Annotated in this window: 24 protein-coding genes; 15 read left to right on the top strand and 9 right to left on the bottom strand. The window is 50.6% G+C overall.

The window, feature by feature from the left end:
• Positions 1-149: 149 nt before the first annotated feature.
• The 3 genes from yacG to coaE are packed head-to-tail and all read right to left on the bottom strand — an operon-like array spanning position 150 to position 1,720.
• Positions 150-347 (bottom strand): DNA gyrase inhibitor YacG, encoded by a 198-nt coding sequence (gene yacG / locus ACJHYO_RS19360; protein WP_000005044.1) that lies wholly within the window; start codon positions 345-347, stop codon positions 150-152.
• Positions 348-356: 9 nt separating this feature from the next.
• Positions 357-1,100 carry a cell division protein ZapD gene (gene zapD, locus ACJHYO_RS19355; protein ID WP_001194731.1) on the bottom strand — a complete coding sequence of 248 codons (744 nt, stop codon included), beginning with the start codon at positions 1,098-1,100 and terminating at the stop codon, positions 357-359.
• Entirely contained in the window at positions 1,100-1,720 is a 621-nt protein-coding gene (gene coaE, locus ACJHYO_RS19350) for a dephospho-CoA kinase (RefSeq protein ID WP_001269524.1), read from the bottom strand. Before coaE ends, zapD begins: the two co-directional genes overlap by 1 nt.
• 24 nt (positions 1,721-1,744) lie before the next feature.
• Between coaE and ACJHYO_RS19345 the strand changes: the two genes are divergently transcribed.
• Both ACJHYO_RS19345 and guaC read left to right on the top strand, forming a co-directional pair.
• The gene (locus ACJHYO_RS19345) at positions 1,745-1,789 is read left to right on the top strand and encodes a protein YacM (protein ID WP_120795372.1); all 45 of its coding nucleotides are present in this window, start codon (positions 1,745-1,747) and stop codon (positions 1,787-1,789) included.
• A 155-nt stretch (positions 1,790-1,944) separates the two neighbouring features.
• Positions 1,945-2,988, top strand: a complete 1,044-nt coding sequence (guaC, locus tag ACJHYO_RS19340) for a GMP reductase (RefSeq protein WP_001217338.1) — start codon at positions 1,945-1,947, stop codon at positions 2,986-2,988.
• A 34-nt stretch (positions 2,989-3,022) separates the two neighbouring features.
• Here the strand turns inward: guaC and hofC are convergent, their stop codons facing one another.
• From hofC to nadC, 4 genes are all read right to left on the bottom strand, one after another.
• Positions 3,023-4,225, bottom strand: coding sequence for a protein transport protein HofC (hofC, locus tag ACJHYO_RS19335; RefSeq protein WP_000157241.1), 1,203 nt, complete (start codon positions 4,223-4,225; stop codon positions 3,023-3,025).
• Positions 4,215-5,600 (bottom strand): type II secretion system protein GspE, encoded by a 1,386-nt coding sequence (gene gspE / locus ACJHYO_RS19330; RefSeq protein ID WP_001025178.1) that lies wholly within the window; start codon positions 5,598-5,600, stop codon positions 4,215-4,217. Before gspE ends, hofC begins: the two co-directional genes overlap by 11 nt.
• A 9-nt stretch (positions 5,601-5,609) precedes the next feature.
• Entirely contained in the window at positions 5,610-6,050 is a 441-nt protein-coding gene (ppdD, locus tag ACJHYO_RS19325; RefSeq protein ID WP_000360914.1) for a prepilin peptidase-dependent pilin, read from the bottom strand.
• Positions 6,051-6,253: 203 nt separating this feature from the next.
• Complete coding sequence (nadC, locus tag ACJHYO_RS19320; RefSeq protein WP_001135168.1) at positions 6,254-7,147, bottom strand: carboxylating nicotinate-nucleotide diphosphorylase; 894 nt, start codon at positions 7,145-7,147, stop codon at positions 6,254-6,256.
• 87 nt (positions 7,148-7,234) lie between these two features.
• Here nadC and ampD point away from each other — a divergent pair, with 87 nt between their 5' ends.
• Positions 7,235-7,786, top strand: a complete 552-nt coding sequence (gene ampD, locus ACJHYO_RS19315; RefSeq protein WP_000923733.1) for a 1,6-anhydro-N-acetylmuramyl-L-alanine amidase AmpD — start codon at positions 7,235-7,237, stop codon at positions 7,784-7,786.
• On the top strand, positions 7,783-8,637 hold the full coding sequence (gene ampE, locus ACJHYO_RS19310) for a beta-lactamase regulator AmpE (protein ID WP_000172010.1): 855 nt from the start codon (positions 7,783-7,785) through the stop codon (positions 8,635-8,637). The genes ampD and ampE overlap by 4 nt, the downstream gene beginning before the upstream one ends.
• Before the next feature lie 42 nt (positions 8,638-8,679).
• Here ampE and aroP read toward each other — a convergent pair whose 3' ends face one another.
• Positions 8,680-10,050, bottom strand: a complete 1,371-nt coding sequence (aroP, locus tag ACJHYO_RS19305; RefSeq protein WP_000399019.1) for an aromatic amino acid transporter AroP — start codon at positions 10,048-10,050, stop codon at positions 8,680-8,682.
• Positions 10,051-10,577: 527 nt separating this feature from the next.
• Between aroP and tssD the strand changes: the two genes are divergently transcribed.
• The 10 genes from tssD (at position 10,578) to lpdA (ending at position 21,626) form a co-directional block, all read left to right on the top strand.
• On the top strand, positions 10,578-12,359 hold the full coding sequence (gene tssD, locus ACJHYO_RS19300; RefSeq protein ID WP_085455683.1) for a type VI secretion system tube protein TssD: 1,782 nt from the start codon (positions 10,578-10,580) through the stop codon (positions 12,357-12,359).
• A gap of 2 nt (positions 12,360-12,361) precedes the next feature.
• Positions 12,362-12,646 carry a bacteriocin immunity protein gene (locus ACJHYO_RS19295; protein WP_000471928.1) on the top strand — a complete coding sequence of 95 codons (285 nt, stop codon included), beginning with the start codon at positions 12,362-12,364 and terminating at the stop codon, positions 12,644-12,646.
• A 167-nt stretch (positions 12,647-12,813) separates the two neighbouring features.
• The gene (locus tag ACJHYO_RS19290) at positions 12,814-13,053 is read left to right on the top strand and encodes a hypothetical protein (RefSeq protein WP_001311381.1); all 240 of its coding nucleotides are present in this window, start codon (positions 12,814-12,816) and stop codon (positions 13,051-13,053) included.
• Positions 13,054-13,344 (top strand): bacteriocin immunity protein, encoded by a 291-nt coding sequence (locus tag ACJHYO_RS19285; protein ID WP_000282221.1) that lies wholly within the window; start codon positions 13,054-13,056, stop codon positions 13,342-13,344.
• Positions 13,345-13,510: 166 nt separating this feature from the next.
• Positions 13,511-13,699, top strand: a complete 189-nt coding sequence (locus ACJHYO_RS19280) for a hypothetical protein (protein ID WP_000085117.1) — start codon at positions 13,511-13,513, stop codon at positions 13,697-13,699.
• A gap of 53 nt (positions 13,700-13,752) precedes the next feature.
• A complete protein-coding gene (locus tag ACJHYO_RS19275; protein ID WP_000543774.1) occupies positions 13,753-14,043 on the top strand; it encodes a bacteriocin immunity protein in 291 nt (96 codons plus the stop codon).
• Between the two features lie 455 nt (positions 14,044-14,498).
• Positions 14,499-15,263: a pyruvate dehydrogenase complex transcriptional repressor PdhR gene (gene pdhR, locus ACJHYO_RS19270; protein ID WP_000331776.1), complete on the top strand. Its 765-nt coding sequence runs from the start codon at positions 14,499-14,501 to the stop codon at positions 15,261-15,263.
• A 160-nt stretch (positions 15,264-15,423) separates the two neighbouring features.
• Positions 15,424-18,087, top strand: a complete 2,664-nt coding sequence (aceE, locus tag ACJHYO_RS19265; RefSeq protein WP_001682569.1) for a pyruvate dehydrogenase (acetyl-transferring), homodimeric type — start codon at positions 15,424-15,426, stop codon at positions 18,085-18,087.
• Positions 18,088-18,101: 14 nt separating this feature from the next.
• Positions 18,102-19,994 (top strand): pyruvate dehydrogenase complex dihydrolipoyllysine-residue acetyltransferase, encoded by a 1,893-nt coding sequence (aceF, locus tag ACJHYO_RS19260; protein ID WP_000963500.1) that lies wholly within the window; start codon positions 18,102-18,104, stop codon positions 19,992-19,994.
• A gap of 207 nt (positions 19,995-20,201) precedes the next feature.
• Complete coding sequence (lpdA, locus tag ACJHYO_RS19255) at positions 20,202-21,626, top strand: dihydrolipoyl dehydrogenase (RefSeq protein WP_000102485.1); 1,425 nt, start codon at positions 20,202-20,204, stop codon at positions 21,624-21,626.
• 241 nt (positions 21,627-21,867) lie between these two features.
• Here lpdA and ACJHYO_RS19250 read toward each other — a convergent pair whose 3' ends face one another.
• Positions 21,868-23,625: a DUF3300 domain-containing protein gene (locus tag ACJHYO_RS19250; RefSeq protein ID WP_042022827.1), complete on the bottom strand. Its 1,758-nt coding sequence runs from the start codon at positions 23,623-23,625 to the stop codon at positions 21,868-21,870.
• A gap of 354 nt (positions 23,626-23,979) precedes the next feature.
• On the opposite strand from ACJHYO_RS19250, the gene acnB reads away from it, so the two are divergent.
• A complete protein-coding gene (gene acnB / locus ACJHYO_RS19245; RefSeq protein ID WP_001295775.1) occupies positions 23,980-26,577 on the top strand; it encodes a bifunctional aconitate hydratase 2/2-methylisocitrate dehydratase in 2,598 nt (865 codons plus the stop codon).
• Positions 26,578-26,730: the final 153 nt, after the last annotated feature.

Here is a 26,730-nt window from a genome sequence, read left to right as displayed (position 1 = left end):
ATCAAAAAAGAATAAAACTCAGTCTTGGGGGACTCAGCCCGGTAGAATACCGGACTGAGTATCAAAAAGCCGGTTAACTGAAACTGTCCAGGTTTTGGGGTTCAGTTCATGGCGCGTTTTATCAGGCCAGCGTCGCATCAGATAGAATGTCACTGCTTTGGCTCTTCGCTCCAGTCATCGCTTTCGGAAAGATCGCTACTGCTGGGGATTCGTTTTTCTTCAGCAGCCCATTCTCCGAGGTCAATCAGCTGACAACGTTTGGAGCAAAATGGCCGAAACGGGCTGATTTCACCCCACACCACCGTTTTCCCGCAGGTTGGGCAATTCACCGTAATAGTTTCTGACATTTTTACTCCTTAGCAACAGGCCAGTTCGAAATCCAGACGTTCTGGTACCTGTCCGTTTTCACTGTCCAGCGGCATAAAACGAATGGCAAAACGGCTCTTATGACCGGAAATTTGCGGATAAAGCTGTGAATCGAGCGACAGATTCAGGCGCAGCAAGTCGGCATCGCCACCGTTATCCTGATAAAAACCATTCAGGCTGGTTTGTTTACGGAAGGGGGCCGACTGGCGAATTAAATCCAGCACCATGGTAAGTGCCTGGGTAAGCGGGTTCAGGCTGGCAATCCAGGTTTCTACCTGGCTGTCGCGCTGCGCCTGGGGTAGATGCAGCCAAATGTGCAATGTAGGTAAATCAAAGCTGCAACAGCCGCCCGGGATGCTCAGTCGCTGACGCACCAGAGCAATCAAACGATCTTCACGTAGAAATTGCCCGATACGCGGCGCGGAGATTAATACGCTCCCCGCCGCTTTTAACTGCTGAATTAATGCCTCAATACGGCTCTGGTCCACGCCGGGCACGCCAATCCAGGTCTGGAGTTTACGTTGCTGCCGGTCAAGTTCTTTCAACAGCTCAGTGCGGACTTCGCCGCGCTCGAAAACATCCAGTAATTCGCTGACATTACGGAAGAAATGCAGCGCGCCAGCGTGGTCAACGATGGGTAAATTAACGGTGAGTTGCTGAATCAAAAACTCAATGCGCAGCCATGTACGCATTTTTTCATTTAGTGGATGTTCAAAAAGGACCTGGGTCTGCATTACGGTTTTTCCTGTGAGACAAACTGCGACGCAAGCTGCAAATAGTGTGCGTGCAGGCGGGCAACATCCGATGCGATAGCATCCGGTGCGCCGTTATTATCAATGACGTCATCTGCCACGGCAAGGCGAGCTTCGCGCGTTGCCTGAGCAGCAAGGATTTGTTCGACATGCTCGCGAGTTACATCGTCGCGCTGCATGGTGCGCTTAAGTTGCGTTTCTGGGCTGACATCCACCACCAGCACTCGATTCGCTTTTTTATACAGTGAGTTTTCTACCAGCAATGGCACAACCCATAGTACATAGGGGGAAGTAGCTCGCTGGATCTGGTGTTGCGTCTCTTGCTGAATCAGCGGATGCAGCAGGGCGTTAAGCCAGTTTTTCTCTTCCGGGTTGGCGAAGATCCGCTCGCGCAAGGCCCGGCGCTGCAATGTTCCATCAGCAGCAATCATGTTAGCGCCAAAGTGATCAGCAATGGCATGTAGCGCAGGTGCACCTGGTTCAACCACCTGACGCGCAATAATATCGGCATCAATGACGTTAATTCCGAGATCAGCAAACGCATTGGCAACGGTACTCTTGCCACTGCCAATGCCTCCCGTTAAGGCAACTATATACCTCATAATTTATATTCCCGGGAATTCATCATGATTATCAAAACGTTAAAAATGAGCGCACGAAAGCGAAATTGATGAAACGTTCGCTCACTATTTACCAGGTAAATTTATGGGATTGTAGCGTAAAAAAAGACAATTTCGCAGTCTTGCGCCGCATTGATTAGTGCGTATGATAACGTCACTGGAGTTGCGCTCTTACCCTTATAGCCATTAACCCCAGGAATCCGCACATGCGTATTGAAGAAGATCTGAAGTTAGGTTTTAAAGACGTTCTCATCCGCCCTAAACGCTCCACTCTTAAAAGCCGTTCCGATGTTGAACTGGAACGTCAATTCACCTTCAAACATTCAGGTCAGAGCTGGTCCGGCGTGCCGATTATCGCCGCCAATATGGACACCGTAGGCACATTTTCTATGGCCTCTGCGCTGGCTTCTTTTGATATTCTGACTGCTGTGCATAAACACTATTCTGTCGAAGAGTGGCAAGCGTTTATCAACAATTCTTCCGCTGATGTGCTGAAACATGTGATGGTTTCTACCGGCACGTCTGATGCGGATTTCGAAAAAACTAAACAGATTCTCGACCTGAACCCGGCATTAAATTTCGTTTGTATTGACGTGGCGAATGGTTATTCCGAACACTTCGTGCAGTTCGTTGCGAAAGCGCGTGAAGCGTGGCCGACCAAAACCATTTGTGCAGGCAACGTAGTGACTGGTGAAATGTGTGAGGAGCTTATCCTCTCCGGTGCCGATATCGTTAAAGTTGGCATTGGCCCAGGTTCTGTTTGTACAACTCGCGTCAAAACAGGCGTCGGTTATCCGCAACTTTCTGCGGTGATCGAATGCGCCGATGCTGCGCACGGTCTGGGCGGAATGATCGTCAGCGATGGCGGCTGCACCACGCCGGGCGATGTCGCGAAAGCCTTTGGCGGCGGTGCCGATTTCGTAATGCTTGGCGGCATGCTGGCGGGCCACGAAGAGAGCGGCGGTCGCATCGTTGAGGAGAACGGCGAGAAATTTATGTTGTTCTACGGCATGAGCTCAGAGTCTGCGATGAAACGTCACGTTGGCGGCGTTGCGGAATATCGCGCAGCAGAAGGTAAAACCGTTAAGCTGCCGCTGCGAGGCCCGGTTGAAAATACCGCGCGTGATATTTTGGGCGGCCTGCGTTCAGCTTGTACATACGTTGGGGCTTCACGCCTGAAAGAACTGACCAAGCGCACCACGTTTATCCGTGTGCAGGAACAAGAAAACCGCATCTTCAACAACCTGTAATATACCAACGCTGGCGTGGAGCAACACGCCAGCGTTATCCCATTCCACTCATCGCATCGCCTAAATGGAAAATTGGCAGATACATTGCCACCACCAGCGTACCGATAATTCCTCCCGTTATGATCAGCAACGCCGGTTCCAGTAAGGCTGCGAGGTTATCCGCCAGCGCCATTGTGTTATCCCGATGATGATGGGCGAGGTTGTCTAACATGAGATCCAGCGAGCCGGATGCCTCTCCTGTTCTCACTAATTGCAAACAGAGCGGGCTAAACTCACCGGCATTTTTTAGCGCCAGCCAGATGGGGTGACCGTTACTGATATCGTGCTGGATTTGTGTCAGAAGTTGCACCCAGTACGGGCAGCGCATTGTTTCTCTGACGCTCTCAACGCCCTGTAAAAAAGAAATGCCTGCACTTTGTGTCAGTGTCAGAATCGTAAAGATCTGCGTGAGTTTTTGTCCCCGCATCAGTGAACCCATAATCGGGATGCGTAACAGCAATTTCTGCCGTGCGATAAGCCTGGTTGGGTGGCGCATCAGCAGCTTATTGGCTATCGCCAGCAGAAAGCCGAATAGCACCAGTAACCAACCCCATTCGCCACTAAAACTTGCCAGCGTCATGATCCCCTGCGTTAGCGCCGGTAGCGGAGTGTTAAAGGTCTTATAGATAGCGGCAAACTCCGGCAGTACAAAATGCAGCATTGCCACAACCACCATGATTGCCATCGCTAAAATGATAATGGGATAACGTAACGCTGATTTCACTTTGTCGATCAACTGACGCTGGGCTTTTTGCTGACGCGCCAGTTCAAAGCAGCATTCATCCAGCTTACCGGTCAGTTCACCCGTGCGGATCATCGCCTGATAGAGCGGCGGAAATACCTCTGACCAGGGTAATAAGGCATTGGAAAAGGCAACGCCCTGTTCAAGATCGTGCGCCAGTGATTGCAGCAACGCTTGCCACTGCTTACTGGGATGCTGTTCCGCCAGCAGAGCCAGCCCTTCAGAAAGCGTTAACCCGGCTTTGAGTAGCGTCGCCAGTTGATGAATGACTTCCGCGCTTTTATCTCCTCGCCACTGCGCAGAATTGATGGCGATTCGCTTCAGGCTTAGTGGGGTAACCATCTGTTGCTGTAGTGCCATGAGCAGCAAAGCACGGCTCTCTGCCCATAGCATCCCATCTTGCGCATTGCCGTCGCCGGTTATGCCATGCCAGCGCCAGAGTTGCTTACTCGCCATGCGGCATCCCCAATACGCGGATTAACTCTTCAAAGGTGGTTAAGCCTTGCTCCACGGCCAGGCAGCCGTTTTCAAAAAGCGTTCGCATACCCGCCTGTCGGGCGTGCGTTTCCAGCGATTCAACGTCGGTATTAGCGGAAATAAGCTGACGTATGACCGGTGTTATGGGCAGAACTTCAAATAAGGCCGTGCGACCATAAAAACCGTGGTAGCAATGTACACAACCGGGTGCCTGCCAGTGGGGCAGCGGCGACGGCCATACATTGTCTGGAATATGGATGGGCTCCCCTTGCTGCCGGCGACAATGCGGGCAAAGTTTGCGTACCAGACGCTGGGCTATTACCAGCGTAAGCGCCGATGATAGCATCCAGCGGGCGACTCCCATTTGCTGTAAACGTACCAGCGTTTCGCAGGTGGAATTAGTGTGTAGGGTAGACAACACCAGGTGACCGGTTTGCGCGGCTTTAATGGCAATTTCTGCCGTTTCGCCATCGCGGATCTCTCCGATCATGATGACGTCAGGATCCTGGCGCAATAACGCACGCAAAACGCCCTGAAAGGTGAGTCCGGCACGCGAATGGATTTGCGTCTGGTTTAGTCCGGCTATGGGGATCTCAACCGGATCTTCGACGCTACAAATATTAATGTCAGCGGTATTCAGCATTTGCAGGGCACTATAAAGCGTGACCGTTTTGCCGCTGCCTGTAGGGCCAGTTACCAGCACCAGTCCCTGTGGTTGTTGCAAGGCATGAGCAAAGTCCACCAGTTGTGACGGCTGCATTCCAAGCGTGTTAACATCCAGTGCCTGGTTCACCTGCTGTAACAACCTTAATACCACCTTTTCACCACCCCGACATGCTAAGGTCGCAATACGAAATGAGACGGCGTTTCCTGCCAGTTCGACAGTGAATTGCCCGTCCTGCGGCAGGCGATGTTCCGCAATATCCAGGTTTCCCAGCACTTTTAATCTGGCGGTTAATGCGACTCCGGCATCCGGTGAAACGTCCGGTAAAGGATGCAATACGCCGTCGATACGCAAGCGGATGCGGTAGGCATTGTCCGCTGGTTCGATATGAATATCAGACGCGCGTTGTTCCAGCGCAGATTGTAACGTTCGAGTCAGCAACTCTGCTTTGGGCTGATGCTTCTCCTGAACAGCTACGGGCAATGTCTGTTGTGTGCGACTGGCGTGACCTTCCATTTGTTGGCGTGTCCAGCAGGTGATCTCAATACGTTTGGTGGTAGCGAAATGCAATGCGTCCAGTAGCTCATGCGAAGGTGCATCGACTACCGCAACATGAACCACCTCTTCGCTGGCATCCAGCAAGACTCCCTGATAACGCAGACACAGGGCGGTGAGCTGTGGAATATTCATTGCCGCTCCTTAGTTGGCGTCATCAAAGCGGAAGACATCTTCGCAGGCTTGCTGCAATGCGCTGTCACTTTGAATATTGCAGTTGCGCGTCCAACCGGTGACGCCGTTTGCGTTATCCCAACCCGGCGTCATGACGACGCTTAGTCCATTGAGACTTTCTTGCCCGGTCAGCGACACCACGCCCTTTGCCACACTCATGGCTGAAACATAGCGGGTGGTGGTAGGCGAGGGAATGCCATTGCTGCCACCGTCGCAGGTATTTAATCCACCATGTTCCAGCGCGCACAACTCTACGGCGGTACGGTAAGGCACAAAGGTTTGTAGCATGTCGGTGAGTGCGGCTTTGCGCAGGTAGTTTTGATAAGCGGGAATACCAATGGCGCTTAAAATGGCAATGATGCCAATAACCACCATCAGTTCGATAAGTGTAAAACCGCGTTGCTTGTCCATCTGTTTCGCTCCTTGATTTGGTTGGCGCTACTTTGGCAAACGCCATCAGCACAAGCGAGGGGCAAAAAACGAAACGGGAAAGCAGCTTCCGAGGTTTTTTATTTCGTTGCAGCGAAAGACAAGAAATTTGCGAGGCGTTACGAAGAAAGTTGGGGAAGGGGAGATTTATCCGCCCGCGATGGAGCGGATAAATCTGTTAGCAATTAGCGAAAACGCATTGAAAGGTCGAGTGCCTGTACGTGTTTAGTTAGCGCACCAACGGAGATAAAGTCCACGCCCGTTTCGGCAAATTCGCGCAGTGTTTTGTCAGTGACGTTGCCAGACACTTCCAGTAGCGCCTTGCCGTTGGTGCGTTTGACGGCTTCGCGCATCTGTTCTGTTTCGAAGTTATCCAGCATGATGATATCGGCACCTGCTTTCAGAGCTTCATCAAGTTCTTCCAGATTCTCTACTTCGACTTCTACTGGCGCATCCGGGTGCAACCAGGATGCTTTTTCGACCGCCTGCCGCACTGAGCCGGAGGCAATAATATGGTTTTCTTTGATCAGGAAGGCATCAGAAAGCCCCAGGCGGTGATTCGCTCCGCCGCCGCAAAGTACCGCGTATTTCAGAGCTGAACGCAGGCCGGGCAAGGTTTTACGCGTATCCAACAGTTGCGTGTTGGTGCCTTCCAGTAATTCGACATAGTGGCGTACCTTACTGGCAACTCCTGAAAGAGTTTGCACAAAATTAAGCGCAGTGCGTTCGCCCGTTAACAGCACGCGAGATGGGCCTTCAAGTTCGAACAAGGGTTGATTGGCGTTGATGACATCGCCGTCATCCACATGCCAGATAATGGTGACATCGTCGCCTGCCAGTTGAATAAACACCTCTTCAACCCAGCGTTTGCCGCAAAATACGCCATTCTCGCGGGTGATCACTGTGGCATGAGAGCGAGAGTTTTCCGGTAAAAGTTTTGCCGTAATGTCATTGTTGGCATCGACTGTTCCGCCTAAATCTTCCCGTAGCGCCTGGGCCACCGCGCCGGGGATATCGAGATTAATGCGTTCCAGCAGCTCGTCACGTCGGGTGTCAGGGTTATAGCGGCGAGGCGGCATGTTAAAACTCCAGATAGCTAACGAATCATAAGGTAGAAACATGCTACTCTGAACCGGGTATTAGCACCACATATAAGGAGATCCTGCATGTTGTTAGAACAGGGGTGGCTGGTTGGCGCGCGCCGCGTTCCCTCACCACATTACGATTGCCGCCCGGATGACGAAACACCCACCCTGCTGGTGGTGCACAATATTAGCCTGCCGCCAGGCGAGTTTGGCGGTCCGTGGATCGACGCATTATTCACTGGAACTATTGATCCGCAGGCACATTCTTTCTTTGCTGAGATCGCCCATTTGCGCGTCTCCGCTCACTGTTTGATTCGCCGCGATGGTGAAATAGTCCAGTATGTTCCTTTCGATAAACGTGCCTGGCATGCGGGAGTCTCTCAGTATCAGGGGCGTGAACGCTGCAATGATTTTTCTATTGGGATTGAGCTGGAAGGCACCGATACGCTGGCGTATACCGATGCGCAGTATCAACAGCTTGCGGCGGTTACGCGGGCACTGATTGATCGCTATCCAGATATCGCTAATAACATGACGGGCCATTGTGATATTGCGCCGGATCGGAAAACCGATCCCGGCCCTGCATTTGATTGGGCACGGTTTCGTGCACTGGTCAGCAAGGAGACAACATGACGCTATTTACAACCTTACTGGTGTTAATTTTCGAGCGCCTGTTTAAGTTGGGCGAGCACTGGCAGCTTGATCATCGTCTTGAAGCGTTCTTTCGGCGGGTGAAACATTTTTCTCTCGGGCGCACATTAGGCATGACCATTATTGCGATGGGCGTGACTTTTTTACTGTTACGCGCATTGCAGGGAGTATTGTTCAACGTTCCCACGCTGCTGGTGTGGCTGCTGATTGGTTTGCTGTGTATTGGCGCAGGTAAAGTTCGTCTTCATTATCATGCTTATCTGACAGCTGCTTCACGTAATGATAGCCATGCCCGTGCCACGATGGCTGGCGAACTCACCATGATTCACGGCGTCCCGGCAGGCTGCGATGAACGTGAGTATTTGCGTGAGCTGCAAAATGCATTGCTGTGGATTAACTTTCGTTTTTATCTTGCTCCGCTGTTCTGGCTGATTGTGGGGGGAACCTGGGGACCCGTTACGCTGATGGGGTATGCGTTTTTGCGTGCATGGCAATACTGGCTGGCGCGATACCAGACGCCGCATCATCGTTTACAGTCCGGCATTGATGGCGTGCTTCATGTACTGGATTGGGTGCCGGTTCGTCTTGCGGGTGTGGTATATGCCTTGATCGGTCATGGTGAGAAAGCGTTACCGGCCTGGTTTGCTTCGCTGGGTGATTTCCATACTTCGCAATATCAGGTATTAACGCGTCTGGCACAGTTCTCTCTGGCGCGTGAACCGCATGTCGATAAGGTGGAGACGCCAAAGGCAGCGGTTTCAATGGCGAAGAAAACCTCGTTCGTGGTCGTGGTGGTAATTGCGCTACTGACGATTTACGGGGCGTTGGTGTAAAGATTATTGCCCTCACCCTGCACGGGTGAGGGCGTAGAGAGATTAATGCGCTTTTACGGCTTTGGCGGTTTTCTCTTTAAACAGATAGCCGATACCTAACACGATCAGCCATACCGGGATCAGGTATACCGAAATCGCCATTCCTGGGGTCATCAGCATAATCACCAGTACCGCCGCCATAAACAGCAGGCAGACCCAGTTACCCAGCGGATAAAGCAGGGCAGGGAAGCGAGTTACCACGCCTTGTTCTTGTTTGGCTCGACGGAATTTCATATGCGCCAGACTGATCATCGCCCAGTTGATGACCAGTGCAGATACCACCAGCGCCATTAACAGTCCGAAAGCGGACTCTGGGGCAAGGTAGTTAATCAGTACGCACAATGCCGTAACCAGCGCAGACACCAGAATAGTGTTAACCGGTACGCCGCGTTTATCGACAGACGCCAGCGCTTTTGGCGCGTTCCCTTGTTGTGCCAGACCGAACAGCATACGGCTGTTGCAATATACGCAGCTGTTGTACACGGAGAGCGCAGCAGTCAGTACCACGATATTCAGCGCATTCGCTACAAAGGTATCGCCTAACTCGTGGAAGATCAGCACAAACGGACTGGTATCGGCGGTAACGCGGGTCCACGGCATTAGTGAGAGCAGAACGGCTAACGAGCCAATATAGAAAATCAGGATGCGGTAGATAACCTGGTTAGTTGCTTTCGGGATACTTTGCTCCGGGTTATCAGCTTCTGCTGCGGTGATCCCCACCAGTTCCAGACCACCGAAAGAGAACATGATAATCGCCATCATCATCACCAGACCGGTGAAGCCGTGTGGCAGGAAACCACCCTGATCCCACAGGTTGCTAACGCTCGCCTGCGGGCCGCCGTTGCCGCTGAATAGCAGCCAGGCGCCGAAGATGATCATCGCTACCACCGCGATAACTTTGATAATGGCAAACCAGAACTCCATCTCGCCAAACACTTTTACGTTTGTCAGGTTGATGGCGTTGATCACCACAAAGAACACGGCGGCAGAAACCCAGGTTGGGATTTCCGGATACCAGAACTGAATGTATTTACCCACGGCAGTCAGCTCTGCCATGGCAACTAAAACGTACAGTACCCAGTAGTTCCAGCCAGAGGCGAAACCGGCAAAACTGCCCCAGTATTTATAAGCAAAGTGGCTAAAGGAGCCTGCGACAGGTTCTTCGACCACCATTTCACCTAGCTGACGCATGATCAGAAAGGCGATAAAACCAGCAATGGCGTAACCCAGGATAATCCCTGGCCCTGCGGACTGTATTACGGAGGCGCTACCTAGGAATAGCCCTGTCCCTATCGCGCCACCCAGCGCGATAAGCTGAATATGGCGGTTTTTAAGGCCGCGCTTTAGCTGCTCGCCGTGCTGTTGACCTTCCATTATGAAACCTCGTGTTGTGTTGTTTTTTTGAACTACGCAGCAATGCGTGTGTAATTTTGTAATTCCGTTTGTTGTATTGGTTTCTTTACATTTTATGTAACTGAATTATGATGATAGTACTTTCAACTATCACAAGATAATGGTATATGCGCGAGAATGCACCTGCTTTATGTAGATGTGTTGATTTTCTGGATAAAAAAAAAGCAATTGTAAGTTTTTCATCACATTTAATAGATACTTTAAGTCTGATAACATACTGTTTTAACTAGCTATATGTCGGATTTGTCTGCCTGCTGAACACCATGCCTTAGCCACCAGCACAATAATCTTACAAAAGGTCATATAAGAATAAATAGATGTTAATAATACAATGGGGTTGTAACGCGAGTATTTAAATATAATATTGCGAGCTAAGTGAAAACGTTAAGTAATTGAAATAATTTTTCATTAAAAGCGTTTCTTATTGATCGAGAAATAAGTTTTCTATTTAATGCAAAAAAGTTAAGGATAAACGGGAATGAAATAAAGTGGGCGATATTGTTTACCTGAGAATAATCGGTGAGAAGCAGGGCGATATTTCTTCAGGCTGTGGGACGTATGCGTCGGTTGGTAATCGCTGGCAGGTTGGCCATGAAGATGAAATTTTTGCCTTTGCACTCACCAACGCCATTACCAGTACTGGTAAAGGCGTTAATCTACAGGGGCTACAATTTTGCAAACTCATTGATAAAAGCTCACCGCTACTGTCTAATGCCATCAATCAGAATGAGCGGTTATTTATTGAAATCGATTTGTATCGTATAAATAAAAGCGGGCGCGGGGAACGGTATTATTATATTCAGCTAAGAAATGCTTCATTAACTGCTATTCATGTAAACATTTCTGACAATAATCTTCCTACCGAATGTGTAAATGTTAATTATGACTACATATTATGCAAACATCTAATAGCCAATACGGAATTTGACTGGTTGGCCTTTCCTGCTGGCTATAATAGCTTATTTATTCCACCTAAAAACCCACCTGCCAGTAATCTTAACCCTGAGCCGCTACCAGTTGTTAACCTTCCACTCTCTCCACCAGCGGTTAAACCGGTCTATGCCAAATCCTGTCTGAAGGAGAAGGGATGTACAGATGCCGGAACGGCAGAAGAACCCGCTGAAAACTTCGGGCAAGTAGCGATTTTTGCTCTGCCAGTGGTTGATGACTGCTGTGGATACCACCATCCGGAGGCTAACGATGTTGGGCAACCCGCAGAAGCTCAAACCATGCTACTGTTTCCGGGTAGTGTGTTGGCGGCTCAAATATGGGGAAAATGGTCGCTCAGTGGCATACTCAGTGCAACCTGCGGCTCTTACATCGGTGCGTTGGCATCTGCTTTGTATATTCCCTCTGCGGGCGAGGGCAGTGCTCGCGTGCCCGGACGTGATGAGTTCTGGTATGAGGAAGAACTGCGGCAGAAAGCACTAGCAGGCAGTACCGCCACCACCCGGGTACGTTTTTTCTGGGGAACTGACATTCACGGCAAGCCTCAGGTGTATGGTGTTCATACGGGTGAAGGTACGCCGTATGAAAACGTCCGCGTGGCGAACATGCAGTGGAACGAGCAGACGCAGCGTTATGAATTTACCCCCGCTCACGATGTCGATGGCCCCCTGATTACCTGGACGCCGGAAAATCCGGAACATGGGTATGTTCCGGGCCATACCGGTAACGACAGGCCGCCGCTGGAGCAGCCCACCATTCTGGTGACGCCGATTCCGGACGGCACCGATACCTATACCACGCCGCCATTCCCGGTTCCTGATCCGAAAGAATTCAACGATTATATTCTGGTTTTTCCGGCGGGATCCGGTATTAAGCCCATCTATGTTTACCTGAAGGAGGATCCGCGAAAGCTGCCTGGTGTTGTAACAGGGCGCGGCGTCCTGCTTTCACCAGGAACTCGCTGGCTGGATATGTCGGTATCCAATAACGGCAACGGCGCACCAATCCCGGCGCATATTGCTGATAAATTGCGCGGACGGGAGTTTAAAACCTTTGATGAGTTTCGCGAGGCGCTGTGGCTGGAGGTGAGTCAGGATCCGGAGTTGATAGCGCAGTTTTCAAGTGGTAACCAAACACGTATAAAACAAGGATTAACCGCAAAAGCACCTATTGACGGTTGGTATTATGGCCCTAAAGAAATAGTTAAAAAATTCCAGATACATCATCGTGTTGCAGTTGAATATGGCGGCAGCGTATACGATATTGATAATTTACGAATTGTTACCCCCAGACTACACGATGAGATTCACTACAGGAGATAAATATGTTTAAAGAAAAGCTCCAGGATTATACCGAGGATGAATTTCTTAATTTTTTAGGCGGATTGAGATCATCTATGAAAGATGGAAAATCCTTAAAAGGTAAGGAGCTAGAAATGTACTGGGATTCATTAGTAGATCATTTTATTGAAATTACACAGCATCCGTCAGGGAGCGATCTAATTTTCTACCCTAAAAGTCAAGGAGATGATAAGCCTGAAAACATCCTGAAAATTGTCAAAGAATGGCGGCGTTCACAGGGGTTACCCTTGTTTAAAGACTCTAAATAAAGTAGATAATAAAACTATATATGGAACATCATCGCATCTGGCTAATGCGATGATATTAATGACATAAAATAATAATGTGATTGCTCTTAAAAAACAGGTAAAAATACTGAAGCCTCATTAGGTTATTTTATCATTTTCCCGCTTTTACCGATACCCTTTGGCTGGAGGTGAGTCAGTATCCGGAGTTGATAGCGCAGTTTTCAAGCGGTAATCAAACACGTATAAAACAAGGATTAATCGCAAAAGCACCACTTGAAGGTTGGCATTATGGCACTAAAGAAATCGTTAAAAAATTCCACATGTATCATCGTGTTGCGATTGAATATAGTGGCGGAATTTACGATATTGATAATTTAAGGAGGGCACACCTCATTTGCATGATGAAATTTATTACAGGAGATAGTTAAATGTATAATTTTAAAGATGAAATAGAAGATTACACAGAGCGGGAATTCATTGAGTTGCTTGGCGAGTTTACAAATCCAACCGGGGATAACGCTCAATTAAAAGGGGAAGAGCTTGACAAATATTGGGATGATCTAGAAGAACATCTTACCAGAATTACACAACATCCGTTGATGAGCGATCTTATCTACTATCCTGCAAAGAAGGGAGATGATGAACCTGAAAACATCCTGAAAATTGTCAAAGAATGGCGGCGTTCACAGGGGCTACCCTTGTTTAAAGACTCTAAATAAAGTAGATAATAAAACTATATATGGAACATCATCGCGTCTGGCTAATGCGATGATGTTAATAACATAAAATAATAATGTGGGTGCTCTTAAAAAACAGGTAAAATACTGAAATTTCATTAGGTTATTTTATCAATTTCCCGCTTTCACCGATACCCTTTGGCTGGAGGTGAGTCAGTATCCGGAGTTGATAGCGCAGTTTTCAACTGGTAACCAAACACGTATAAAACAAGGATTAATCGCAAAAGCGCCTCTTGAAGGTTGGCATTATGGCTCTAAGGAAATTGTTAAAGAATTCCATATATATCATAGTGTTGCGATTGAATGTGGTGGCGAAATTTATGATATTGATAATTAAAGGATTGTTACGCCTCGACTACATGATGAAATTCACTACAGGAGATAATGTATATGCATGATTTAAAATATAAAATATATTTTTACACAGAAGGTGAATTTCTTGAAATGCTTGAGGAGATAGTAAATGCAACTAGCAAAGATAAATCCCTAAAAGGGAAAAAATTAGAAAAATATCTCGATACCTTAGTGGATCATTTCATTAAAATTACTGAACATCCTAAAAAGGGAGATCTCATTTTCTATCCTAATTCCCCAGAAGATGGTAAACCTGAAAACATCCTGAAAATCGTCAAAGAATGGCGGCGTTCGCAAGGATTGCCTTTGTTCAAAGATTCAGAATGAACTCTAAACAGAATCTGTCACCTGAAAATCATCACGTTCTGGTTAAGTGATGATTTTCGCTACGAGAAGGTTACGGTGGCGATTGCAGTGATAATAAGCAATGTAAAAAGAAAACATAGGTAAATACTACCTTTCTCTCCTTCCCTGAACATTCATTTTACATATTAATTCACATAATTGAATTGTTATGCGTTTTGTTGCTTGGTGAATCGGTTCAGAGGAAATATTTTTTCGTTTCAATTCTGTTAAGGTCACCCCTTGATGGGTAAATTTAACATTTGTGCATAGTTACAACTTTGAAACGTTATATATGTCAAGTTGTTAAAATGTGCACAGTTTCATGATTTCAATCAAAACCTGTATGGACATAAGGTGAATACTTTGTTACTTTAGCGTCACAGACATGAAATTGGTAAGACCAATTGACTTCGGCAAGTGGCTTAAGACAGGAACTCATGGCCTACAGCAAAATCCGCCAACCAAAACTCTCCGATGTGATTGAGCAGCAACTGGAGTTTTTGATCCTCGAAGGCACTCTCCGCCCGGGCGAAAAACTCCCACCGGAACGCGAACTGGCAAAACAGTTTGACGTCTCCCGTCCCTCATTGCGTGAGGCGATTCAACGTCTCGAAGCGAAGGGCTTGTTGCTTCGTCGCCAGGGTGGCGGCACTTTTGTCCAGAGCAGCCTATGGCAAAGCTTCAGCGATCCGCTGGTGGAGCTGCTCTCCGACCATCCTGAATCACAGTATGACTTGCTCGAAACACGACACGCCCTGGAAGGTATCGCCGCTTATTACGCCGCGCTGCGTAGTACCGATGAAGACAAGGAACGCATCCGTGAACTCCACCACGCTATAGAGCTGGCGCAGCAGTCTGGCGATCTGGACGCGGAATCAAATGCCGTACTCCAGTATCAGATTGCCGTCACCGAAGCGGCCCACAATGTGGTTCTGCTTCATCTGCTAAGGTGTATGGAGCCGATGTTGGCTCAGAATGTCCGCCAGAACTTCGAATTGCTCTATTCGCGTCGCGAGATGCTGCCGCTGGTGAGTAGTCACCGCACCCGCATATTTGAAGCGATTATGGCCGGTAAGCCGGAAGAAGCGCGCGAAGCATCGCATCGCCATCTGGCCTTTATCGAAGAAATTTTGCTCGACAGAAGCCGTGAAGAGAGCCGTCGTGAGCGTTCTCTGCGTCGTCTGGAGCAACGAAAGAATTAGTGATTTTTCTGGTAAAAATTATCCAGAAGATGTTGTAAATCAAGCGCATATAAAAGCGCGGCAACTAAACGTAGAACCTGTCTTATTGAGCTTTCCGGCGAGAGTTCAATGGGACAGGTTCCAGAAAACTCAACGTTATTAGATAGATAAGGAATAACCCATGTCAGAACGTTTCCCAAATGACGTGGATCCGATCGAAACTCGCGACTGGCTCCAGGCGATCGAATCGGTCATCCGTGAAGAAGGTGTTGAGCGTGCTCAGTATCTGATCGACCAACTGCTTGCTGAAGCCCGCAAAGGCGGAGTCAACGTAGCTGCAGGCACCGGTATCAGCAACTACATCAACACCATCCCCGTTGAAGAACAACCGGAGTATCCGGGTAATCTGGAACTGGAACGCCGTATTCGTTCAGCTATCCGCTGGAACGCCATCATGACGGTGCTGCGTGCGTCGAAAAAAGACCTCGAACTGGGCGGCCACATGGCGTCCTTCCAGTCTTCCGCAACCATTTATGATGTGTGCTTTAACCACTTCTTCCGTGCACGCAACGAGCAGGATGGCGGCGACCTGGTTTACTTCCAGGGCCACATCTCCCCGGGCGTGTACGCTCGTGCTTTCCTGGAAGGTCGTCTGACTCAGGAGCAGCTGGATAACTTCCGTCAGGAAGTTCACGGCAATGGCCTCTCTTCCTATCCGCACCCGAAACTGATGCCGGAATTCTGGCAGTTCCCGACCGTATCTATGGGTCTGGGTCCGATTGGTGCTATTTACCAGGCTAAATTCCTGAAATATCTGGAACACCGTGGCCTGAAAGATACCTCTAAACAAACCGTTTACGCGTTCCTCGGCGACGGTGAAATGGACGAACCGGAATCCAAAGGTGCGATCACCATCGCTACCCGTGAAAAACTGGATAATCTGGTCTTCGTTATCAACTGTAACCTGCAGCGTCTTGACGGCCCGGTCACCGGTAACGGCAAGATCATCAACGAACTGGAAGGCATCTTCGAAGGTGCTGGCTGGAACGTGATCAAAGTGATGTGGGGTAGCCGTTGGGACGAACTGCTGCGTAAAGATACCAGCGGTAAACTGATCCAGCTGATGAACGAAACCGTTGACGGCGATTACCAGACCTTCAAATCGAAAGATGGTGCGTATGTTCGCGAACACTTCTTCGGTAAATATCCTGAAACCGCAGCACTGGTTGCAAACTGGACTGACGAGCAGATCTGGGCACTGAACCGTGGTGGTCACGATCCGAAGAAAATCTACGCTGCATTCAAGAAAGCGCAGGAAACCAAAGGCAAAGCGACGGTAATCCTTGCTCATACCATTAAAGGTTATGGCATGGGCGACGCGGCTGAAGGTAAAAACATCGCGCACCAGGTTAAGAAAATGAACATGGACGGCGTGCGTCATATCCGCGACCGTTTCAATGTGCCGGTGTCTGATGCAGATATCGAAAAACTGCCGTACATCACCTTCCCGGAAGGTTCTGAAGAGCATACCTATCTGCACGCTCAGCGTCAGAAACTGCACGGTTATCTGCCAAGCCGTCAGCCGAACTTCACCGAGAAGCTTGAGCTGCCGAGCCTGCAAGACTTCGGCGCGCTGCTGGAAGAGCAGAGCAAAGAGATCTCTACCACTATCGCTTTCGTTCGTGCCCTGAACGTAATGCTGAAGAACAAGTCGATCAAAGACAGGCTGGTACCGATCATCGCCGACGAAGCGCGTACTTTCGGTATGGAAGGTCTGTTCCGTCAGATTGGTATTTACAGCCCGAACGGTCAGCAGTACACCCCGCAGGACCGCGAGCAGGTTGCTTACTATAAAGAAGACGAGAAAGGTCAGATTCTGCAGGAAGGGATCAACGAGCTGGGCGCAGGTTGTTCCTGGCTGGCAGCGGCGACCTCTTACAGCACCAACAATCTGCCGATGATCCCGTTCTACATCTATTACTCGATGTTCGGTTTCCAGCGTATCGGCGATCTGTGCTGGGCGGCTGGCGACCAGCAAGCGCGTGGCTTCCTGATCGGCGGTACTTCCGGTCGTACCACCCTGAACGGCGAAGGTCTGCAGCACGAAGATGGTCACAGCCATATTCAGTCGCTGACTATCCCGAACTGTATCTCTTACGACCCGGCTTACGCTTACGAAGTTGCTGTCATCATGCATGACGGTCTGGAGCGTATGTATGGTGAAAAACAAGAGAACGTTTACTACTACATCACTACGCTGAACGAAAACTACCACATGCCGGCAATGCCGGAAGGTGCTGAGGAAGGTATCCGTAAAGGTATCTACAAACTCGAAACCATTGAAGGTAGCAAAGGTAAAGTTCAGCTGCTGGGCTCCGGTTCTATCCTGCGTCACGTCCGTGAAGCGGCAGAGATCCTGGCGAAAGATTACGGCGTAGGTTCTGACGTTTATAGCGTGACTTCCTTCACCGAACTGGCGCGTGATGGTCAGGATTGTGAACGCTGGAACATGCTGCACCCGCTGGAAACTCCGCGCGTTCCGTATATCGCTCAGGTGATGAACGACGCTCCGGCAGTGGCATCTACCGACTATATGAAACTGTTCGCTGAGCAGGTCCGTACTTACGTACCGGCTGACGACTACCGCGTACTGGGTACTGATGGCTTCGGTCGTTCCGACAGCCGTGAGAACCTGCGTCACCACTTTGAAGTTGATGCTTCTTATGTCGTGGTTGCGGCGCTGGGCGAACTGGCTAAACGTGGCGAAATCGATAAGAAAGTGGTTGCTGACGCAATCGCCAAATTCAACATCGATGCAGATAAAGTTAACCCGCGTCTGGCGTAAGAGGTAAAAGAATAATGGCTATCGAAATCAAAGTACCGGACATCGGGGCTGATGAAGTTGAAATCACCGAGATCCTGGTCAAAGTGGGCGACAAAGTTGAAGCCGAACAGTCGCTGATCACCGTAGAAGGCGACAAAGCCTCTATGGAAGTACCATCTCCGCAGGCGGGTATCGTTAAAGAGATCAAAGTCTCTGTTGGCGATAAAACCCAGACCGGCGCACTGATTATGATTTTCGATTCCGCCGACGGTGCAGCAGACGCTGCACCTGCTCAGGCAGAAGAGAAGAAAGAAGCAGCTCCGGCAGCAGCACCAGCGGCTGCGGCAGCAAAAGACGTTAACGTTCCGGATATTGGCAGCGACGAAGTTGAAGTGACCGAAATCCTGGTGAAAGTTGGCGATAAAGTTGAAGCTGAACAGTCGCTGATCACCGTAGAAGGCGACAAGGCTTCTATGGAAGTTCCTGCTCCGTTTGCAGGCACCGTGAAAGAGATCAAAGTGAACGTGGGTGACAAAGTGTCTACCGGCTCGCTGATTATGATCTTCGAAGTCGCGGGTGAAGCAGGCGCGGCAGCTCCGGCGGCTAAACAGGAAGCGGCTCCGGCAGCGGCCCCTGCACCAGCAGCTGGCGTGAAAGAAGTTAACGTTCCGGATATCGGCGGTGACGAAGTTGAAGTGACCGAAGTGATGGTGAAAGTGGGCGACAAAGTTGCCGCTGAACAGTCACTGATCACCGTAGAAGGCGATAAAGCTTCTATGGAAGTTCCGGCTCCGTTTGCAGGCGTCGTGAAGGAACTGAAAGTCAACGTTGGCGATAAAGTGAAAACTGGTTCGCTGATTATGATCTTCGAAGTTGAAGGCGCAGCGCCTGCGGCAGCTCCTGCGAAACAGGAAGCGGCAGCGCCGGCTCCGGCAGCAAAAGCTGAAGCCCCGGCAGCAGCTCCGGCTGCAAAAGCCGAAGGCAAATCTGAATTTGCTGAAAATGACGCTTACGTTCACGCGACTCCGCTGATCCGCCGTCTGGCACGCGAGTTTGGCGTTAACCTGGCGAAAGTGAAGGGCACCGGCCGTAAAGGTCGTATCCTGCGCGAAGACGTTCAGGCTTACGTGAAAGAAGCTATCAAACGTGCAGAAGCAGCTCCGGCGGCAACTGGCGGCGGTATCCCAGGCATGCTGCCGTGGCCGAAGGTGGACTTCAGCAAGTTTGGTGAAATCGAAGAAGTGGAACTGGGCCGCATCCAGAAAATCTCTGGTGCGAACCTGAGCCGTAACTGGGTGATGATCCCGCATGTTACTCACTTCGACAAAACCGATATCACCGAGCTGGAAGCGTTCCGTAAACAGCAGAACGAAGAAGCGGCGAAACGTAAGCTGGATGTGAAGATCACCCCGGTTGTCTTCATCATGAAAGCCGTTGCTGCAGCTCTTGAGCAGATGCCTCGCTTCAACAGTTCGCTGTCGGAAGACGGTCAGCGTCTGACCCTGAAGAAATACATCAACATCGGTGTGGCGGTGGATACCCCGAACGGTCTGGTTGTCCCGGTATTCAAAGACGTCAACAAGAAAGGCATCATCGAGCTGTCTCGCGAGCTGATGACTATTTCTAAGAAAGCGCGTGACGGTAAGCTGACTGCGGGCGAAATGCAGGGCGGTTGCTTCACCATCTCCAGCATCGGCGGCCTGGGTACTACCCACTTCGCGCCGATTGTGAACGCGCCGGAAGTGGCTATCCTCGGCGTTTCCAAGTCCGCGATGGAGCCGGTGTGGAATGGTAAAGAGTTCGTGCCGCGTCTGATGCTGCCGATTTCTCTCTCCTTCGACCACCGCGTGATCGACGGTGCTGATGGTGCCCGTTTCATTACCATCATTAACAACACGCTGTCTGACATTCGCCGTCTGGTGATGTAAATAAAAGAGCCGGCCCAACGGCCGGCTCTTTTCTGGTAATCTCATGAATGTATTGAGATTATTAGCGAATAGACAAATCGGTTGCCGTTTGTTGTTTAAAAATTATTAACAATTTTGTAAAATACCGACGGATAGAACGACCCGGTGGATAATGGGCGTCATAAAAAAAACGTCAGACCCGCCGGAGATAAATATATAGAGGTCATGATGAGTACTGAAATCAAAACTCAGGTCGTGGTACTTGGGGCAGGCCCCGCAGGTTACTCCGCTGCCTTCCGTTGCGCTGATTTAGGTCTGGAAACCGTAATCGTAGAACGCTACAACACCCTCGGCGGTGTTTGCCTGAACGTCGGCTGTATCCCTTCTAAAGCACTGCTGCACGTAGCAAAAGTTATCGAAGAAGCCAAAGCGCTGGCTGAACACGGTATCGTCTTTGGCGAACCGAAAACCGATATCGACAAGATTCGTACCTGGAAAGAGAAAGTGATCAATCAGCTGACCGGTGGTCTGGCTGGTATGGCGAAAGGCCGCAAAGTCAAAGTGGTCAACGGTCTGGGTAAATTTACCGGGGCTAACACCCTGGAAGTTGAAGGTGAGAACGGTAAAACCGTGATCAACTTCGACAACGCGATCATTGCAGCGGGTTCTCGCCCGATTCAACTGCCGTTTATTCCGCATGAAGATCCGCGTATCTGGGACTCCACTGACGCGCTGGAACTGAAAGAAGTACCAGAACGCCTGCTGGTAATGGGTGGCGGTATCATCGGTCTGGAAATGGGCACCGTATACCACGCGCTGGGTTCACAGATTGACGTGGTTGAAATGTTCGACCAGGTCATCCCGGCAGCTGATAAAGACATCGTTAAAGTCTTTACCAAGCGTATCAGCAAGAAATTCAACCTGATGCTGGAAACCAAAGTTACCGCCGTTGAAGCGAAAGAAGACGGCATTTATGTGACGATGGAAGGCAAAAAAGCACCCGCTGAACCGCAGCGTTACGACGCCGTGCTGGTAGCGATTGGTCGTGTGCCGAACGGTAAAAACCTCGACGCAGGCAAAGCTGGCGTGGAAGTTGACGACCGTGGTTTCATCCGCGTTGACAAACAGCTGCGTACCAACGTACCGCACATCTTTGCTATCGGTGATATCGTCGGTCAGCCAATGCTGGCACACAAAGGTGTTCACGAAGGTCACGTTGCCGCTGAAGTTATCGCCGGTAAAAAACATTACTTCGATCCGAAAGTTATCCCGTCCATCGCCTATACCGAACCAGAAGTTGCATGGGTAGGTCTGACTGAGAAAGAAGCGAAAGAGAAAGGCATCAGCTACGAAACCGCCACCTTCCCGTGGGCTGCTTCTGGTCGTGCTATCGCTTCCGACTGCGCAGACGGTATGACCAAGCTGATTTTCGACAAAGAATCTCACCGTGTGATCGGTGGTGCAATTGTCGGTACTAACGGCGGTGAGCTGCTGGGTGAAATCGGCCTGGCAATCGAAATGGGTTGTGACGCTGAAGACATCGCACTGACCATCCATGCGCACCCGACTCTGCACGAGTCTGTGGGCCTGGCGGCAGAAGTGTTCGAAGGTAGCATTACCGACCTGCCGAACCCGAAAGCGAAGAAGAAGTAATTTTTCGTTTGCCGGAACATCCTGCAAATTAAGAAGCGGCTATTCTGGCCGCTTCAGATTGTTGATAAAGTGCTCGTGGTTGATGCCGGATGCGGCGTAAACGCCTTATCCGACCTACAAAATCATGCAAATTCAATATATTGCATGGCTTGTGTAGGCCCGATAAGCTTGCGCATCGGGCGATTCGATGTTTGTCATCAGTCTTAAGCGGCTAACAACGCCGCTTTTTTACGCCTGCAATTTACCTTTCCAGTCTCCTTGCTCCACGCTCAGACAACCGTTCGCGTACCGCTGACCGTTGCTCATTATTCAATCGGGCAGTATGGTTACTGTCGTTTAGACGCTGCGGGCGGCTCTCCTGAACTTTCTCTCGAAAAACCTGACGCTGCTCAGGCGAGGCAGACTGGATACGCTGACGTGCTGCATCTCTTTGCTGTTGATTCTGCGGGTTAGTCTGCATTTTCTCGCGAACCGCCTGGCGCTGCTCAGGCGACGCGGACTGAATACGCTGACGTGCCGCTTCTCTTCTCTGCTGATTCTGCGGGTTAGCCTGAATTTTCTCGCGGACTGCCTGGCGCTGCTCAGGAGAAGCCGACTGATAACGCTGACGAGCGGCGTCCTTTTGCTGCTGGGTCAGTGGTTGGTGGTGGCTGAAGTCGCGGAAGTCGTCATAATTGCCATAGTGTTCCGCTTCATTAAACCGCTGTGCCGCAGCCTGACGCTGGGTATCTCGCGTAGTGACTGGTGCTGCGTGTGTTCGTTGCTGAAACTGACTTGCTGCCGCATGACGCTGGCTGTCGCGTGTTGGAGCAGGTAACTGCGTGGCGCTCATTCCGCCGTTGACATCGGTTTGATGAAACCGCTTTGCCATATCCTGATCATGATAGGTCACACCATTACGGTAGTTTGGATTGTGCCGCCATGCCATATTCTTATCAGTAAGATGCTCACCGGTGATACGGTTGAAATTGTTGACGTCGATATTGATGTTGTCGCCGTTGTGTTGCCAGTCATTACCGTCACGATGACCGCCATCGTGGTGATGATAATCATCATCGTCATGATGATGATGGTCATGATCGTCGTCGTCCCAGTCGATGCTGCTGAATAGTGCGTATGTGGTAGCAACGCCCATGCTATAGCCGAATCCGCGCACAAAGCTGTCAACAAACGGTTCTCCGGCTGGCGGCGGCAGATAAACTGGCGGATAAGCGGTATTGGCCCAACTGCCGTAAACCACGTTTGGGTTGTAGTTCGGAATATAAACCACATCCGGATTGGCTGGCTCAATGGTTATTACGGTCGGTGCAGGTTCTGCGACGACGGGGCTGGACGTAGAAACGGTATTTGATTGTGTGGCAGGGGCGTTGGCGGGCTGATTTACCGGTACGACTTTTTTCGTTGTCGCGATGATCTTTTGTTCAGTTGATGACTTCAGCGAGCCGGTTTGTTGCGCCAGTTGCCGCAATCGCTGTACCGAGTCCATCACGTCCTGCGGCTGCGCCAGAAAAGCATCGCCCAGGTTTTGCACCCATTGCGGGTTTTCGCCCATCAATGCCATCAACTGTGGAAAGGCCACCAGTGATTTGACGCTGGCGTCCCAGGGCTGGTCAGATACAGCCTGAATAGCAGCATCGCCTTGTTTAAGTGGATTATCGTGCGACCATTGCACTGCTTGAGCAACGTTTGCCGGATAGGTTGATGCCATTAACACTTGTGAAAGCAGAGAGTCGGGGTATAGCGCGACAGGTGCAACCCATTGATCTATTTGAGCAGTGCTGAATGCGGATTTGACGACGGCAGGCGTTACGGGAGGCGCGGAAACCGTTGCAGGAAGCGTAACTGCGGAGATGTCAGGCGCAGTCTGTTGTGTCGATTGCGCTTCCACAGGCGCTTCCACTGTGCGGCTTTTTATATATAGCCCGGCAGAGGCGGCACAAAGCCCGGCACTGCAAATTAGCGCCAGCACATGGGGTTTAAACGGCAAAGTCATTTTCATAATTCGGATCTCAAGGAAATCGCAATGGTCGGCGAACTGCCACCCGCAGGTGCTGTGAATCCGAGTATAAAGAGGCCGTAGTTTAAATTTTGACTAATCTTGGGATTCGTTGAGAAAGGTGATTATCACCATGCGAATTAACGAAGTTTTTACGGAGGGAAACATTCTCTAGACTATCTTTAACGATTCAGCCACTTTTTTATGTTGCTTTTTTGTAAACAGATTAACACATCGTCAAAATCCTGCTATTCTGCCCGTTGCGGTACTGGGCATTTACCCTACAAACTGCTGTCTCACAGGAGCGTGAAGAGAATCGCCTGCCGCACTATGACAATGAGAGCGAGGAGAACCGTCGTGCTAGAAGAATACCGTAAGCACGTAGCTGAGCGTGCCGCTGAGGGGATTGCGCCCAAACCCCTGGATGCAAACCAAATGGCCGCACTTGTAGAGCTGCTGAAAAACCCGCCCGCGGGCGAAGAAGAATTCCTGTTAGATCTGTTAACCAACCGTGTTCCCCCTGGCGTCGATGAAGCCGCCTATGTCAAAGCAGGCTTCCTGGCTGCTGTCGCGAAAGGCGAAGCCAAATCCCCGCTGCTGACTCCGGAAAAAGCCATTGAACTGCTGGGCACTATGCAGGGTGGTTACAACATTCATCCGCTGATCGACGCGCTGGATGATGCCAAACTGGCACCGATCGCTGCCAAAGCACTTTCTCACACGCTGCTGATGTTCGATAACTTCTATGACGTAGAAGAGAAAGCCAAAGCAGGCAATGAATATGCGAAGCAGGTAATGCAGTCCTGGGCGGATGCCGAATGGTTCCTGAATCGCCCGGCGCTGGCTGAAAAACTGACCGTTACCGTCTTCAAAGTCACTGGCGAAACCAACACCGATGACCTCTCTCCGGCACCAGATGCGTGGTCACGCCCGGATATCCCACTGCACGCGCTGGCGATGCTGAAAAACGCCCGTGAAGGTATTGAGCCAGATCAGCCTGGTGTTGTTGGCCCGATCAAACAGATTGAAGCTCTGCAACAGAAAGGTTTCCCGCTGGCGTACGTCGGTGACGTTGTGGGTACGGGTTCATCGCGTAAATCCGCCACGAACTCCGTTCTGTGGTTTATGGGCGATGATATTCCACATGTGCCGAACAAACGCGGCGGTGGTTTGTGCCTCGGCGGTAAAATTGCACCAATCTTTTTTAACACGATGGAAGATGCGGGTGCACTGCCAATCGAAGTCGACGTCTCTAACCTGAACATGGGCGACGTAATTGACGTTTACCCGTACAAAGGTGAAGTGCGTAACCACGAAACCGGCGAACTGCTGGCAACCTTCGAACTGAAAACCGACGTGCTGATTGATGAAGTGCGTGCTGGCGGCCGTATTCCGCTGATTATCGGGCGTGGCCTGACCACCAAAGCGCGTGAAGCACTTGGCCTGCCGCACAGCGATGTGTTCCGTCAGGCGAAAGATGTCGCTGAGAGCGACCGTGGCTTCTCGCTGGCGCAGAAAATGGTGGGCCGTGCCTGTGGCGTGAAAGGCATTCGTCCGGGCGCGTACTGTGAACCGAAAATGACTTCTGTTGGTTCTCAGGATACCACCGGCCCGATGACCCGTGATGAACTGAAAGACCTGGCGTGCCTGGGCTTCTCGGCTGACCTGGTGATGCAGTCTTTCTGCCACACCGCGGCGTATCCGAAGCCAGTTGACGTGAACACGCACCACACGCTGCCGGACTTCATTATGAACCGTGGCGGTGTGTCGCTGCGTCCGGGTGACGGCGTAATCCACTCCTGGCTGAACCGTATGCTGCTGCCGGATACCGTCGGTACCGGTGGTGACTCCCATACCCGTTTCCCGATCGGTATCTCTTTCCCGGCGGGTTCTGGTCTGGTGGCATTTGCAGCCGCAACAGGCGTAATGCCGCTGGATATGCCAGAATCCGTTCTGGTACGCTTCAAAGGCAAAATGCAGCCGGGTATCACCCTGCGCGATCTGGTACATGCCATTCCGCTGTATGCAATCAAACAAGGTCTGCTGACCGTTGAGAAGAAAGGTAAGAAAAACATCTTCTCTGGCCGCATTCTGGAAATTGAAGGTCTGCCGGATCTGAAAGTTGAGCAGGCATTTGAGCTGACAGATGCGTCTGCCGAGCGTTCTGCTGCCGGTTGTACCATCAAGCTGAACAAAGAACCGATCATTGAATACCTGAACTCTAACATCGTCCTGCTGAAGTGGATGATCGCGGAAGGTTACGGCGATCGTCGTACCCTGGAGCGTCGTATTCAGGGCATGGAAAAATGGCTGGCGAATCCTGAGCTGCTGGAAGCCGATGCAGATGCGGAATACGCGGCAGTGATCGACATCGATCTGGCGGATATCAAAGAGCCAATCCTCTGTGCACCGAATGACCCGGACGACGCACGTCCGCTGTCTGCGGTACAGGGCGAGAAGATTGACGAAGTATTTATCGGTTCTTGCATGACTAACATCGGTCACTTCCGTGCCGCTGGTAAACTGCTGGATGCGCACAAAGGTCAGTTGCCGACCCGCCTGTGGGTGGCACCGCCAACGCGTATGGACGCTGCGCAGCTGACCGAAGAAGGCTACTACAGCGTCTTCGGTAAGAGTGGTGCTCGTATCGAGATCCCTGGCTGTTCCCTGTGTATGGGTAACCAGGCGCGTGTAGCAGACGGTGCGACGGTGGTTTCCACCTCTACCCGTAACTTCCCGAACCGTTTGGGTACTGGCGCGAATGTCTTCCTGGCTTCTGCGGAACTGGCTGCTGTTGCGGCGCTGATTGGCAAACTGCCGACGCCGGAAGAGTACCAGACCTACGTGGCGCAGGTAGATAAAACAGCCGTTGATACTTACCGTTATCTGAACTTCGACCAGCTTTCTCAGTACACCGAAAAAGCGGACGGGGTGATTTTCCAGACTGCGGTTTAATAAGTAAGCGCACGCGCTGCGCATAAACGACACAATGCCCGGTGAATGAGATTCCCGGGCATTTTTTATTTCTAAACCATCGCCGTTCCGCTGTTTTTCTCCGGTAAGGCTGCGATAATTACATCAATGGCGCAATGCGATTTCGGCGCATTG

The organism is Escherichia sp. WS1118, assembly GCF_046487695.1.
GTDB lineage: Bacteria > Pseudomonadota > Gammaproteobacteria > Enterobacterales > Enterobacteriaceae > Escherichia > Escherichia coli.
This window is presented reverse-complemented; position numbering and strand designations above follow the sequence as displayed.